Source organism: Campylobacter concisus (genome assembly GCF_003048555.1).
Lineage (GTDB): Bacteria > Campylobacterota > Campylobacteria > Campylobacterales > Campylobacteraceae > Campylobacter_A > Campylobacter_A concisus_AO.
In genome coordinates this window covers 12,276-27,163 of the sequence record NZ_PIRR01000024.1, presented here as the reverse complement: position 1 = coordinate 27,163, position 14,888 = coordinate 12,276, and the positions used below count along the sequence as shown (strand labels likewise).

The window sequence follows — 14,888 nt, the reverse complement described above, 5'->3', positions numbered from 1 at the left end:
TTATATTGGTATGAATTATTTTTTAGATAATCTTATTTTTTAAGCTACCAAGTGATAATATCTGCTCAAAAAGCGAGATGAAGCTATGCAAGAATATGATATTTTAGACGTTTTATCAAATAAAAAGGTCCTTTGCCTTGAAGATGAAGAGGCGATTTTAAAAAATATTTGTGCGTCTTTGGAACTATTTTTTGCCGAGGTAAATGGCGTAACAGATGGCTATGATGCACTTGAGCTAGCGATGAGCGATGCTTATGATGTTTTGGTACTTGATATAAGTGTGCCAAATATCGATGGCCTAGAGATCGCTAAAAAAGTAAGAACCATAAATCAAAAAATTCCTATCGTGATCTTATCAAGCCACGTCGAGCAAGAGTATTTGTGGAGAGCAGTTGAGCTAAAGATCACAAGGTATCTTGCAAAGCCATATGATAAAAAATCATTTATAAAAGCCCTAGAAGACGTTGCTTTAGAGCTTGTTGGACGCAAGCCGACTCTTAGGCTAAATGATGAATTAGAATACGATTTTGGCAAAAAAGTACTTTATATAAATGGTAAAATTTCTCATCTAAGTAAGAGCGAAAGCAGGCTTTTGGAGTATTTTTTAAACAACAAAAATCAAACTATAACTTATGAACAAATTTTTGATTATATTTGGGAGTATGAGCAGCCAAGCAAAGAGGCGATAAAGACGATCGTAAAAGAGCTTAGAAGGAAGCTTGGCAAAGATGTGATTAAAAATTTATATGGTGTAGGTTATCTTTGTGAAATATAAATTTCAGCTAATCGTTAGTGTTTTTATCTTTGTTTATCTCTTAATATCCGCACTTGTTTTAAATTTTTATAATAATCTTGCAATGAAAGATGCCAAAAAAGAGGCGTATTATGTGCTTGAGAGTATAAATTCTGTAAGAGAGTACATTGCAGGCGTTCAGCGTCCGCTAATAGAGCAGCTAAAGCGTGATGGCATTATAAAAGATGATTTTTTTGACGAGAGATTGCTCTCATCTTCGTATATAAGCCGTGAAATTTATAATATCCAAAAGAAAAAATACAATCTTGACTTTGACTACAAACTAGTCGCCATGGCACCTTTAAATAAAGCTCATGAACCAAATGAATTTGAAGCGCAGGTGTTAAGAGGCTTTAAAGAGAATAAATTTAGTGAGTTTTCAAAGATTATAAAAGATGAAAATGGCTCACAATTTTTTGTAGGGCTTCCTATAAAAAGTCAAAATACATCTTGCCTAGCCTGTCACAATAGTGAAAGTGCTCCGAAACAGATGTTGGATCGTTATGAAATTTCAAATGGAAAAATTTCTGAAGCAAGTGAGATGATGGCAATGCTATCTTTTAAAATCCCACTACGTGCCATTTTCTCTTACCATTTAAAAGAGGTTGTCATCATAATGAGCGCGATAGCCTTTGTATTTGGGATATTTTTGCTACTTGTTTATAAGATGCATAGGCGTGGCGAAGAGAGTAAAAGACAGACTGAGCAGCTAATGATACATCAAAGCCGCCTAGCCTCAATGGGCGAGATGATAGGCAATATCTCACATCAATGGAAGCAACCTTTAGCTCAAATCAGCTCAGCTTTAATAAATTTAGAACTCTATCAGGAGCGAAAAAAGCTTGATGAAGCAAAAATTTATGAGTTTATAGAAGAGACTAGCAAGCAGATAAATTTCATGTCTGAAACGGTTGATGATTTTAAAAACTTTTTTAAGCCAAATACTTTAAAAAGGGAGTTTAGCGTAGAGGAAGTGGTAAATCAGACTATAAAAATTCTAAACGCCTCACTTAAGAAATATCAAATTGAAATAGAGATCGATATAAGAGAAAATTTTACGATTTTTGCAAATTTTAATGAAATAATCCAAATTTTAATAAATATTATAAATAACGCAAAAGATGCATTTAAACAAAGCTATGTAAAGTCAAGAGTAATAAAAATTTATACTTTTATAAAAGATAATCGTAAAAATTTATGCGTGCAAAATAATGCAGGAGCGATAAAAGCTTCGTTTTTAAAAGTTATCTTTGAGCCACACTTTAGCACAAAAGAGTCTGGCAGTGGGCTTGGCCTATATATGAGCCGGCTAATCGCTAGTAAAAATAACGCCCTAATCTTTGCTAGAAATGTTGATGAAAATAGTGTTGCATTTACAATTAGTTTCGAAAATTTATAATTTATTAAAATTCCCCCTTTTCTACCCTTTTTTGGTGTTAGTATTATCAGTATGAAATCATTTTGATTTTAGGATAAAAAATTTAAAGGAGGGCACATGAGAAATCTACAAAAAGCCTTAGCTGGTTTGCTCATGGGTGTTAGCATCTTCGCTTCACAAGCCTGTTGCGAAGAGCATAATATGCAGATGTCCGATAAAGCACGTGATGTTATCGCAAATCCTAAAGGCACACTGCAAAGTAGAGGTGTTATCTCCTTGCAAGACTACGTTGTAGAAGAGCAAGAGATGTATAACTGGTTATTTAAAAACCACCCTATTTTTACAAAGTATGGTGGTAAAACCGTCGGTAAAATGGTCGTTCATGACCGTGGCTTAGAGTGGCTTGCCGAGGGACATGGCTTTGATATGTCAAAGCTTAGTAAAAGAGATGGCGGTAAGGGCTATAGCTCTATGATGTATAGAATTCCAGCCACTTCATCACTTCAGTTTCCTAACAAATTTGTAGGACCAGAAAAGTGCGGTGAGTGTCACCCAGCTCAGTATGAAGTGTGGAGCAGATCTCGCCACGCAACTACTATGCGTTTCCCTGGCGAGCACCCAGAGGTTAATAACAACCTAACTGAGCCAGTATTTGACAAAGATACAGCTTCTATCCTTCCAAAAGGTATCACTCCAGATGTTATCTACGCAACCGTTGGTCACTTAAGAACAAAAATGGGCTACGTTGATGCGTGGCTACTTCGTGGTACTTACTACGTTGAGGGCGGTTTGCTAAGAGATGGTACAGGTCAGATCGTAGCTGGTGGTAACCAATGGCAAAGAACATGGGCGTTAAATTTAGACGACGCTACTGTTAAAAAGATAAAAGAGCTTGTTCCAGAATTTCCTGGCACTCTTGAAGAGTACGGCGATAATGGCGGATATGTTAGAGGTCTAGCTTCATATGCCGCAAAACATAAAAAGTCGATGTTTTTCCAAGCAAACTCATCATATTGTGAAGTTTGTCACCCAGTTAAATTCGACTTTAAATCAAAAGCAGAATTTTACGCAGCACTTGGTAATGCTAAAGAGCTTCAAAAACACACTATCTCAAAAGGCGTAAGCTGTGAGGAGTGCCACGGAGCTGGCGGTCACCTTGATGGAGCTACAAATTTTAGAACATCAAACTGCGAACGCTGCCACCAAAGGTTTAACTTTAGCCCAGATCTAGCTCGTGCTAATCCTCTTAATAACGGTAAGCTTGATCTTTCTTTAAGCTCTAAATTTAAATCAATGGGACCAGGATGTGGTTCTGAAGGTTCTCAATCATACTTTACAGCTCACTATGATAAAGGTATGAGATGTGTTACTTGCCACGATCCACACGATAACACAGGTCCAGTTGTAGGCGATAAGAGTGTAACTGGTATGAACTATAACTCAGAGCAAGGCTATCTAAGCTCATTCTATACTAAACCAAAAATTAGAAAAGAGTGTAAAGATTGCCACGAGACTCAAGCATATATCGCATCTAAAGCAGATACTCACAAAGACAACACTTGTGCATCTTGCCACATGCCATTTATGATGAGTTGTGAGAATTTCTACGCTGTTCAGTTCCAAGACAACGCTGGCTTTGATACTCAAAGAAGATCTCACATCTGGAAGATCATGGTTGATCCAAAAGAGAAATCTCTAGTACCAGGCGATGCTGCTAAAGGTCCAAGAGATGCTAAAGATTGGCACTTTGAGAGAGATAAAAATGGCCATAACTACGTTGACTTGATGTGGGCTTGCGCTAGAACGTCTTGGGCTGATAAAGATATGAAAGATACCAAAGGCTGCCACAGCCCAGTATTATCTGAGCTAAAACCAACACTTCATTTTAAAAACCAAAAACAAGTTTATGATGAAGTTATGGGATGGCAAACTCCAGTTAAGAATGAATTCTCTGAAGTTAAGATTGGTATTGAAGGACTTTACTCACTACTTGAGACTAAAAAACTTGATGCAAGTGATAAAGTAAGAGTTTATGAGCTTATCCAAAATGCTCAAGAGATCATCGATATGGTTGAAAAAGATGGTTCGTGGGGTATGCACGGATTTAAATTTACTAAACAAAAACTCGATGCATCAAAAGAGTATATAAAAGAAGCTCAAAGAATTTTGAATAAAAATTTATAGCATTTAGGGGCTAGTTTTAGCCCCTTTAATCTTAAGGGTTTGATATGAAAAATAAGGTTTTAAAATTTACACTACTTCTTAGCTTAAGTGCTTCTGGTTTGCTTGCAAATGTAGATTCAAATGAGTCTTATGCTATGGGAGCAACAAGTGGTGGATATGTTTTAAAAGGGTTACTTGAACAAAAACAAATAGGCATTAGCTACGATGCTGAGGCCGTTATCAAAGGTTTTAGTGATGCACTAAAAGGAGAGCTAAAACTAAGCGATGATGAGATAGCAAAGCTACTAAACAAAAGAGCTGAAAATTTAGACAAGATAGTAAAAGAAAAAGAAGCCGCCATACTTAAAGAGAATTTAAAGCAGGGCAAAGCTTTTATGGATAAAAATGCAAAAAATAAAAATGTAAAAACGACAAAATCAAAATTGCAATATGAAATTTTAAAATCAAGCAAAAAGGGAGCGACTCCAAAACAAGAGAGTATCATCATAGCAAACTACAAAGCTAGCTTTATCGATGGCAAGGTCTTTGATGAGACAAAAGAGGCTCCAGCTCATCTTTCTATGCTAAATTTGATCCCAGGTCTTGAAGAGGGCTTAATGCTCATGAAAGAGGGCGATAAGTTTAAATTTGTTATCCCGCCAGAACTTGCGTACGGCGATAGCGGCATGGAGGGCATACCTGGAGGCGAGACTATCGTTTTTGAGATAGAGCTTGTTAAGGTCTTAAAGCCAGGTGAGTTAGCCGAGGCTGCAAAGAAAATTCACGAAAAAGAACTAAATGAGGGCATCAAAAAGCCTCATTAAGATAAAAAATGGAGTTAAAAATGCAAAATCAAAAAAATAGAAGAGCCTTTTTAAAAAGCATGGTAGTTGTGGCTGCTGGTGCTGGTGCGGCAAGTAGTGGTTTTGCTTTTAAGAGTGAAGAAAGTGTAAAAAAACCACACTTTGGTATGATATTTGACCAAAATAAATGTGTTGGCTGTACGGACTGCGAGATAGCTTGCAGAAAGGTAAATTTAGTCCCAAAAGGACAGATGAGACTTTTTATAGAAGATAAGACTAATCCTAAAAATTTACTCGATAAAAGATTTGTAAGAGTATCTTGTCAACAGTGCGTCGATGCGCCTTGTGTAGCTGTTTGTCCGACCAAGGCTTGTCATAAAGACGAAAAAACTGGCATACAAACTACAAACATAGATGACTGTATCGCCTGTAAATATTGCATCGTAGCCTGTCCTTACGACGTGAGATATATCGATAAGGTTACTCATTCAGCTCAAAGCTGTAACTTTTGCGTAGATACAAATTTAAAGGACGAAAAAGAGCCAGCTTGCGTAGAAGCTTGTAGATACGAGGCGATCGTCTTTGGTGATCTTAACGATGAAAATTCGCACATCAGTAAGCTACTAGCCGTAAAAGATAGCATAAGGCTAAGAGCAGAGCTTGGTACAAAACCAAGCCTTAGATATATTCCTAAAGTAAAAATGGGGGTGTAAGATGGATGGTGCATTAAATTTTACTGCAACATTTTCGCATGGAGTAGAGTGGGGCTGGCCGATCGCTGTTTATCTTTTGCTAGCTGGTATGAGTGGTGGAGCGCTAATCGCTGCTATACTTTTAAAACACTATAAAAAGCAAGAGAGCTTTAGTCCATTTTTCAAGGCTGCTTCGCTTTTAGCCTTTGTTAGCATCATGCTCGGTATGGTTTGCTTGATAGCTGATCTTGAAAAGCCACTTTTATTTTGGAAAATTTTGATTAATTATAATTTCACATCAGTTATGTCTATCGGTGTTGCTGGACTTTGTGTATTTATACCGCTTAGCTTTTTGATGTGCCTTTATGCATTTAATGATGAGATTTCAAATTTCTTAGCCAAAAGTTTAAAATCATTTAGCGCTCTTTTTGCACTAATAATGAAAATTTTAATACCGCTTTATCCATTTTTAAGTCGTATTTGTCTTATTTTTGCTGTAATAATTTGTGCTTATACTGGATTTTTGATCTCAGTTTTGATTAGATTTCCACTCTTAAACACAGCTGTGCTTCCAGCTTTATTTATAGCTTCAGGACTAAGTGCTGGCATAAGTGGAAGTAGTTTGGTTGCAGCAGCTTTATTTAAAGAAGATCCGCATTCAAGCGACCTTCACTCGCTTCATAGCATAGAATTTAGCGTTTTGGGAGCTGAAATTTTACTCATTTTAATGCTTTTTGTATCGCTTTTACTTGGTTCAAGTTATCAGCAAAATGCGGCTGTTGCTTTTTATAGTGGCGTTTGGGCAAATTTCTTTTGGCTTGGTGTTGTACTGGTTGGCTTTATTGTGCCTTTTGTTTTAAATTTTGCATTTGGCAAAAAAGTAGCTAGTCTAAAATTTAGCTTTTATATCAGTTCATTAGCGGCTGTTATCGGTGTTTTACTGCTTAGGGTGTTCATACTTTATGCAGGACAAACTTATAGCATTTAAAGTAGAGGCGAGCGATGAGAATTTTAAATATCTACCGCTTGTCTTTGATATTATTATTTATTCTTGCTTTTGGTGCAGGGCTTGCGACTTTTTTAGAAAATTTTTATGACACACAAACGGCCAGAGTGCTTGTTTACGAAGCGCTTTGGTACGAGTGTGTTATGTTTGCTTGCACTATTTGTTTAGCAATTAGTATCGTAAAAACCAAGATGTATAAAAAATTTGGCGCATTTTTGATACATCTTGCTTTTATCGTTATCTTCATCGGGGCTGCGCTTACAAGGTATTTTGGCGAAGAGGGCGTTATGCATCTTAGAGCTCTGCAAAGCTCAAATGTAATGCAAAGCGTCAAGGCTTATCTTAGAGTCGAAATGCTTGGAGAAAATTTTAGTTATCCATTAAAATTAAGCTTATTTGGTAAAAACGACTTTGAGTTTAAAAATTTTATAGATGGCAAAGAATTTATAATTAACTTGCTTGGATATAAAAAAGATGAGAAAAACGCTCCTGCTACGCTTAGTTTAGAGATAAGTTTTAACGGCGAAAAAAAGAGCGTTAAGCTAAAAGGTGGAGCTGGATATGAGCTGGAGCCTAGTGTGCTAAGTTTTGGTGGGCAAGAGGTGAAATTTTACTTTAGCTCAAAGGCTTTAAAATTACCATTTTCATTAAAGCTTGACGAGTTTATTTTAGAGCGATATGCAGGGCTAAATACTCCATCATCTTATACAAGTAAAGTAAGTATCGCTGGCGGCAAGTACGACATCTCGCTAAATAATCCACTAACGATTGATGGCTATAAAATTTTTCAGTCTTCATACGATCCTGATGAGCTTGGAAGCGCTTTTGAGATCAGCCGTGATCCTGGCAAAATCCCAACTTACATAGGATATTTTTTGCTTTGCCTTGGCTTTGTGGCAAATTTATTTAGTAAAAAGAGCCGTTTTTTTAGGCTACTAAATTTCATAAAAGGTTCGCAAATCGCATTTTTGGCTATCTTGCTTTTAAATGCTACTCCAAATTTTGCCAATGAAAATAATAAAAATTTAGACGCTCATGCAAGCAAATTTGCCAAAATTTTGACTCAGGCTGATAGTAGAATCGCTCCAGCTGGCTCTTACTCAAGAGCTGTGATAAGTAAAATTTCAACCAAAACTACGCTATTTGGGCTTAGTAGCGAGGAGCTAATGCTCTCTTTTGCCATCTCGCCAAAAGAGTGGATGGATAAAAGGATAGTAAAGATCACAAGTGAGCGTGTGGGCGAGCTTTTGGGAGTTAATGAAAAATTTGCTAGTTTTAACGATGTCTTTAACGAAAATGGCGAGTATAAGCTGGCTAAATTTGTAGAAGCTGCAAATGAAAAATCCGCCTCAAAAAGAGATAAATTTGATAATGACGTGATCAAATTTGATGAGAGATTAAATGTCTTATATCTTGCACTAAAGGGGGAAATTTTAAAATTTATCCCAGCTAAAAATGGTGATAAATTAATATGGCTAGGCGTAAATGAAGCCTTTTGCTCAAGTGAGATTTCAAGCGAGCTTAAAAGCGTTTTAGGCGCTTATATAGAAAATTTAAGCCTTTGCGTAAAAAGTGGCGAGTGTGCTGGAGCTGATAGGAGTTTGGAAAAAATTTCAAGCTATCAAAGAAGCACTCTAGGCTCTCTTGCACCAAGTGAGGCAAAGGTGGAGCTTGAAGCGCTTTACAATCAAATGGAAATTTTTAAATTTCTTATATATTTTTACATGATCCTTGGGCTAGTTTCGCTCGCTCTTGGCTTTTATAGGCTATTTTCTGGAAAGAAATTTAGATTTGAGAGTGCATTAAGCCTTGCGTTTTATTTTGGCTTTGCGGTGCATTTGTTAAATTTAGCTCTTCGTGCTTATATTTCAGGACATGCACCTTGGAGTGATGCCTATGAGAGCTTAGTGTATATCTCGCTCGCAAGCGTATTAGCTGGAGTTTTATTTTTTAAACATCAAAGCTTTGCTCTTGGAGCTGCTTCACTTTTTGCAAGTGTGAGCTTGCTGGTCGCTCATCTAAATTTTATAAATCCACAAATAACAAACCTAGTCCCAGTTTTAAAGTCATTTTGGCTTAGCGTGCATGTAAGTGTCATCACGGCAAGCTATGGCTTTTTAGGTTTTAGCTTTGTACTTGGGCTTCTTGGGCTTCTTTTAATGGCTATAAAAAATCAAAAAAACGAGCAAAAGCTTAGTGAGCAGATAAGATACCTCGCCGCAACTGATGAGCTAAGCCTCATCATAGGACTTAGTTTGCTAACTATTGGAAATTTCCTTGGCGGCGTCTGGGCAAATGAGAGCTGGGGTAGATACTGGGGCTGGGATAGCAAAGAGAGCTGGTCGTACATTACGATAATTATTTATGCCATTGTGCTTCATTTAAGATTTATCCCAAGATTAAAAAATATTTTTATCTTTTTAGTAGCTAGCGTGCTCTCTTTTGGTTCAGTTATTTTTACCTATTTTGGTGTAAATTTCTATCTAAGTGGACTTCACTCATACGCAAATGGCGATGGATTTAGCATTTCAAATTTGCTTTATTTGCTTTTAATGCTCTTGGCTTTGCTAATCGTCTTTGCTTATAGAGGTAAGGATATAAAAGAGATTTAGGAGATATGATGAAAAAGAGTTTAGTTTTATTGTTTGCTTGTTTGGGACTATTGAATGCTGGCTATATCAAAGAGGCTTTAAGCGCAAAAGATGATCACAACAAGCTAGCACAAATTTATGAAGATGCTTGCGATAAAGAGAAAAAGGCATCAGGCTGCTACAATCTAGCTGTGCTTTACAGCAGAGGTGATGGTAACGTCAAAAAGGACGAAGCAAAGGCAGCGATGCTTTATGAAAAGGCTTGTGATCAAAATTTCTCTATGGCTTGCAGCAACCTTGGCTACGCCTATGAAAAAGGCAAAGGTGTGGAAAAAAACTTAGAAAAAGCAGTTAAATTTTATGAAAAGGCTTGTAAGGATAATGAGGGTTGCACGGAGCTTGGCTTGCTTTATGCAAATGGCACCGGCGTGACAAAGGATCTTAAAAAAGCAAAAGAGCTTTACGAAAAGGCTTGCAAGGCAGGTGATGGCATAGGATGTAGCAATCTTGGCTATCTATACGCGCAGGGCGAAGGTGTTGAGAAAGACTATACAAAAGCCAAAGCAAACTACGAGATGGCTTGTGCGAACGAAGCTGGCATAGGGTGTGATAATCTTGGCTTTTTATATGTTTATGCACAAGGCGTTGATCAAAACCTTACAAAAGCGACAAAACTTTACGAGCAAGCGTGCAAATACGCCTATGAAAAAGGCTGCAACAACTACGCTATTATGCTAGCTGAAGGCAAAGGCGTAAAAGAAGATGTAGAAAAAGCACGTGAAATTTTCACTAGAAGCTGCAAAAATGGCTTAAAAGAAGCGTGTGAGAATTTAGAAATTTTAGGAAAGCATTGATGCTTGATAAAGTTAGCCCAGTGGCATTTAAAGCTTATAAATATAAAAATACTAAAGGAGATAATATGATTTTACGTTCTATCTTGGGTTCAGCACTGCTAGCGACCCTACTCTTTGGTGCTTCGGCAAATGAACAAGCCGTCAAAATGAAACCGATGTTTCAAAGTGTGGATCCTAGCAAGGCTACACTAGTAGGAAGTGGCGAGGGCAAGGAGTATTGTGCTGTTTGTGGAATGAATTTGGTTAAATTTTATAAGACCAATCACGTATATAACGGCAAGCAAGTAGCATCACTCCACTGCCTATACGAGCTAACAGAAGGCAAGATCCCAAGCGATGCGCAGGTTGTCGATACTAAAAATCTAAATTTGATCGATGTAAATAAAGCCTTTTATGTCGTTGGCAGTAGTGTTAAAGGCACAATGACTAGAAATAGCAAATACGCCTTCTCAACTGAGGCTGACGCAAAAGAATTTCAAGCAGAAAATGGTGGCGAAATAATGAATTTTGCTAAAGCTTACGAGATCGCTGGACAGGATTTTGAAGGTGATAATAAAATGATAAAAGCTAAGCGTGAGGACGGCGTTTACGCACATGGTAAGGAATTTTACGAGGCGAACTGCGACAAAACTGATCCAAAAAGCTTTAAGGCTATCTCTGAGCTAAAAGCTCATCTTAAACAAGTATGTGACGCAAAAGAGGCTAACAAAGCTCCAGAGTACGACAAGCACTTGCAAGCCGCTGCTCTTTATCTATGGGATGCTCCAGCAAATTTAGGTACTAGCAACCAAGCTTCAAAAGCTAAACAAGAAATAAAAAAACCTGAGAGAATAGTCGTACCAAAGGGCGCAAGATGCGCGGTATGTGGCATGCTTGTCAAAAATTCTCCATGGGCGACACTCATCAAAGCAGATGGCAAGGCTTATTATTTTGATGGCGTAAAAGATATGGCACAATTTTACTTTGCGGATGGCAAAATGAAAGATGCTTATGTGAGTGATTATTACACGCTAGAAAAGCTTGATGCAAAAGATGCGTTTTATGTTCATGGCTCAAACGTTTATGGACCAATGGGTGATGAGTTTATCCCATTTAAAGATGAAGCAAAGGCAGAGAGCTTTTTAAAAGATCATGCTGGCAAAGGTGTCATAAGATTTGACGAGATAAAGAACTTTATCGGTAAATAGTGTGAAATTTCTAGTTTTTTTAGCGTTATTTTTTGGACTTTCTTATACGCTTTTAGTGGCACACTATCTTAGCTTTGATCATAAAGCAAAGCAAGATGAGCTAAGAGAAATTTCTAAGATAACAAGAGCAAACGCTGCTTTTAGTTTTAACCAAAAGGGGCAAAAAGGCTTTGTCTATGATAGGTAAAAATTTTATAAACTACGCCGTGGTTCTGCTTTTTAAAGATAGGAAGGATCACCTTTTTAGCTTTTGCCTCTTTGCACTCATTATTTTTGTGCTAAGCTCGGTGCTTTTCATCTCTGGATCGATTCAACATGATCTTATAAATTTAGTAAAAGATAGATCAAGTATCGTAGTGAGCGCATTTCGTGCTGGCAAAAATGATCTCATGCACCCTGGCTATATCTACGACATCTCGAAGATTGATGGCGTAAGTGATGTAAGGGGCGTAGTTGATGGAGAGTACTACTTCGTTCAAAAGCGCGTTTGGTTTCATCTATATGAAGATGATAGCTTAAAAGAGGATGAGATGATCGTCGGAGAAGGTGTAAAGGCAGCGATGAATGAGCTTTACTACGACGAGAGCTTTAATTTTCTAACTGAAGAGCGCATGATACCAGTAAAGATATTAAAGACTATGCCGGCACAAAGTGGTTTAATCTCAAATAACGCTATATTTTTGCATCCAAATACGCTAAGAGCTATCTTAAATTTAAAAGATGAAGAGTATACAAAGCTCTATGTTGAGGTGCCAAACACAGATGAGATTAGTGAAGTAGCTTTAAAGATAGAGAATTTATATCCAAATTCTTTCGCTCTTAGCATAGAAGATGAGGTGGCTAAGGTTAGGCACCTTTACTATTATAAGGGTGGAATTTTTATGAGCATTTACGTTAGCGTTATGCTTATATTTTTTGTCCTGCTTAAAAACCAAATTTCACTTGCCTATGGTAGTAAAAAGCGTGAAATAGCTATTTTAAGAAGCATTGGTTTTTGTATAAAAGATATTATATTTTTAAAATTTATACAAAATTTTATAGTTAGTGTTAGTGCCTTTTTACTTGGCGTTATGCTGGCTTATCTCTTTGTTTTTGTATTAAACGCTCCACTTCTAAAAGGGATATTTTTAGGCGATGAGCTTTTAAATTTTACAAATTTCACGCCTATTTTAGAGTTTGATAAGCTCTTTTTGATCTTTGTTTTTGGTGTGATACCATTTTTGGCGTTTGTACTTATACCTTCGTGGAGAGTAGCAAGTAGTGACATAAATGAGGGGCTAAAATGATAAATATAAGAGGTGTTAGCCTAGTTTATAACCAAAACAAACAAAATGAGTTTTGTGCTTTAAAAAATATAAATTTAGATATTAATGACGGCGAGCTAGTAATACTAAAAGGCATTAGTGGAAGCGGTAAAAGCACCCTACTTTCTCTTATCGCCCTACTTCAAAAGCCAACTAGTGGAGAAATTTTGATAGATGGCACTAACATCGCAAAGTTGCCTGATGTCTTTTGCTCTGAGCTTAGACACAAAAGGCTTGGATTGGTTTTTCAAAATTTTAACCTTATTGATGGCTTGAGTGTATATGAAAATTTACTAGCTCCATTTACTCTAACAAATTTCAAGACAAATGTGCGAGATGAGATGATAAAAAAGGCTCTAAGCCTAGCAAATATCGCTCATAAAAAAGATGAGAACGTATCAAATTTAAGTGGTGGCGAGCGTCAAAGATGTGCGGTAGCTAGAGCTTTATCTATGGATGCTGATATCATCTTAGCCGATGAACCAACGGCAAATTTAGATAGAGATAATGCACGTGCCTTTTTAGGCTTACTAGAGTCTTTTAAAGCTCTAAAAAAGAGTGTTATTGTCGCGACTCACGATAGTATTTTTGATGAGCTAAGTGCAACAGACAGGGTTGTCAGCTTGCAAAACGGAGAGATAGTATGAGTGTCTTTTTATCAAACGCCGTTATTGCCTTTTTGTTAGCGGAGTTTGTACTGTTAGTTTTGATGAGTATTTCGCTCTTTTACGTCATTAGGATCGTGAGGTCGTGGGACTATAATGCACTAACATCGCTTCAATACTCGCTTGAAAAACAAAACTATCTTGTAAATACGATCTTACTTTTTTGCGTCTGTATCAAGATCGTATTGTTTATATTCTTTGCACTTTGCCTAAATGAGCTCTCTGACATCGTACCTGGTGCCATGTGTTCAGCTGGCGTGATCGGCTCGAATAAATTTGGTGGTATATTGATGCTCACTAAAATTTTGCTGATCTTTGGGCTTGGCATTTGGCTGGTTATAAATAAGCTTGACTTGCAGGCTCTAAATTTCCCTTATCTAAAGAAAAAATACGCCATTTTTATCTGCCTTTTTGTCATGATATTAGTCGAACTTGGTATAGAAATTTCATTTTTTTACAATATCCCACTAAAAGTGCCGGTCTTTTGCTGTTCTGTTACTTTTCAAGCTCCAAAGCTACCATTTGGCTATACAAATTTTGGCTTAGTGAGTGCATTTTATGTGCTCTTTTTTGTCATTTTGGTGCTAAATTTCTTAAAGCAAAGTATGGCGAGCTTTGTGGCAAATTTGTTGTTTTTGGTGCTTAGTTACTACGCCATTACCTACTTTTTTGGCCTTTACGTTTACGAGCAGCCGAACCATAAATGCCCATACTGCATGCTAAAAGGTGACTATTTTCATGTTGGCTACCTCATCTGGGGTAGTTTGTTTCTCGGTGTATTTTACGGTCTTATGCCATATCTTGTTGAGATTATCACAAAAACTAACTACTCACACAAGCTTAAATTTTCATCTATCTGGCTAAGTGTTTGCGTACTGATCTGCGCGCTTTATGTCCTAAAATATTATTTGTTAAGAGGATTTTTATTTTGATAAAACAAATTTTTTCTTTGTGTTTGTTAGCTCTAGTCTTAGCCGTACTTGCCTATAATGCCGATATAAGCGATGATAAAATTTTGGTTTTAAATAACGGCAAATCAGAGCCGATCGAGCAACTTATGCCAAATAAATTTATATGTTATGAGAGTAGGACGCTTATCGCTGATAACAACGACACAGCTCAGGCGATCATGCCAAATGGCGATATCTACTTCTTTAACGACATCACAAATTCTTTCATCTGGTATATGGCGCAAAAGAGCAAAGATAAGATCAAGCTATATGTCTATTCAAGAGATACAAACCGCTACATTCTAGCGCAAAATGCGTGGTACTCAAGGGTCGATATAACTCCCATGGGATACGGCATAGGAGCGTACGAGTTTCACACATATGGCATAAACGACAACTACTTTAAAGAGGTCTTGCTCTACGCAGCACGCGGTGAGACGCTACTAAATCCATACATAAACATCCTACTTTCAGAAAATAAGATATAAATTTATGAAGCTCT

14 protein-coding genes are annotated in these 14,888 nt (G+C 37.1%); all 14 read left to right on the top strand.

Annotated elements, in window-relative coordinates; all coding sequences use genetic code 11:
- Window positions 1–85: 85 nt before the first annotated feature.
- Window positions 86–775 carry a response regulator transcription factor gene (locus CVS92_RS05830; RefSeq protein ID WP_107788828.1) on the top strand — a complete coding sequence of 230 codons (690 nt, stop codon included), beginning with the start codon at window positions 86–88 and terminating at the stop codon, window positions 773–775.
- Window positions 765–2,192, top strand: coding sequence for a DUF3365 domain-containing protein (locus CVS92_RS05825; protein ID WP_107788827.1), 1,428 nt, complete (start codon window positions 765–767; stop codon window positions 2,190–2,192). Before CVS92_RS05830 ends, CVS92_RS05825 begins: the two co-directional genes overlap by 11 nt.
- A gap of 96 nt (window positions 2,193–2,288) precedes the next feature.
- Window positions 2,289–4,355: a multiheme c-type cytochrome gene (locus tag CVS92_RS05820; RefSeq protein WP_021090404.1), complete on the top strand. Its 2,067-nt coding sequence runs from the start codon at window positions 2,289–2,291 to the stop codon at window positions 4,353–4,355.
- 44 nt (window positions 4,356–4,399) lie between these two features.
- On the top strand, window positions 4,400–5,158 hold the full coding sequence (locus tag CVS92_RS05815) for an FKBP-type peptidyl-prolyl cis-trans isomerase (RefSeq protein WP_072595292.1): 759 nt from the start codon (window positions 4,400–4,402) through the stop codon (window positions 5,156–5,158).
- A 20-nt stretch (window positions 5,159–5,178) separates the two neighbouring features.
- Entirely contained in the window at window positions 5,179–5,850 is a 672-nt protein-coding gene (locus CVS92_RS05810) for a 4Fe-4S dicluster domain-containing protein (RefSeq protein ID WP_021090331.1), read from the top strand.
- A 1-nt stretch (window position 5,851) separates the two neighbouring features.
- Window positions 5,852–6,817: an NrfD/PsrC family molybdoenzyme membrane anchor subunit gene (gene nrfD, locus CVS92_RS05805; RefSeq protein WP_103582149.1), complete on the top strand. Its 966-nt coding sequence runs from the start codon at window positions 5,852–5,854 to the stop codon at window positions 6,815–6,817.
- A 14-nt stretch (window positions 6,818–6,831) separates the two neighbouring features.
- Window positions 6,832–9,447 (top strand): cytochrome c biogenesis protein, encoded by a 2,616-nt coding sequence (ccsA, locus tag CVS92_RS05800; RefSeq protein ID WP_107788826.1) that lies wholly within the window; start codon window positions 6,832–6,834, stop codon window positions 9,445–9,447.
- Between the two features lie 8 nt (window positions 9,448–9,455).
- Complete coding sequence (locus CVS92_RS05795) at window positions 9,456–10,280, top strand: tetratricopeptide repeat protein (protein ID WP_107788825.1); 825 nt, start codon at window positions 9,456–9,458, stop codon at window positions 10,278–10,280.
- A 65-nt stretch (window positions 10,281–10,345) separates the two neighbouring features.
- Window positions 10,346–11,467, top strand: coding sequence for a nitrous oxide reductase accessory protein NosL (locus tag CVS92_RS05790; protein ID WP_107788830.1), 1,122 nt, complete (start codon window positions 10,346–10,348; stop codon window positions 11,465–11,467).
- A gap of 1 nt (window position 11,468) precedes the next feature.
- Window positions 11,469–11,654, top strand: a complete 186-nt coding sequence (locus CVS92_RS05785; protein ID WP_103600616.1) for a hypothetical protein — start codon at window positions 11,469–11,471, stop codon at window positions 11,652–11,654.
- A complete protein-coding gene (locus CVS92_RS05780; RefSeq protein ID WP_084041971.1) occupies window positions 11,644–12,753 on the top strand; it encodes an ABC transporter permease in 1,110 nt (369 codons plus the stop codon). Before CVS92_RS05785 ends, CVS92_RS05780 begins: the two co-directional genes overlap by 11 nt.
- A complete protein-coding gene (locus CVS92_RS05775; RefSeq protein WP_107788824.1) occupies window positions 12,750–13,418 on the top strand; it encodes an ABC transporter ATP-binding protein in 669 nt (222 codons plus the stop codon). The genes CVS92_RS05780 and CVS92_RS05775 overlap by 4 nt, the downstream gene beginning before the upstream one ends.
- The gene (locus tag CVS92_RS05770) at window positions 13,415–14,368 is read left to right on the top strand and encodes a hypothetical protein (RefSeq protein ID WP_107788823.1); all 954 of its coding nucleotides are present in this window, start codon (window positions 13,415–13,417) and stop codon (window positions 14,366–14,368) included. Before CVS92_RS05775 ends, CVS92_RS05770 begins: the two co-directional genes overlap by 4 nt.
- Complete coding sequence (locus CVS92_RS05765; protein WP_107788822.1) at window positions 14,365–14,874, top strand: hypothetical protein; 510 nt, start codon at window positions 14,365–14,367, stop codon at window positions 14,872–14,874. Before CVS92_RS05770 ends, CVS92_RS05765 begins: the two co-directional genes overlap by 4 nt.
- The last annotated feature ends 14 nt before the right edge of the window (window positions 14,875–14,888 follow it).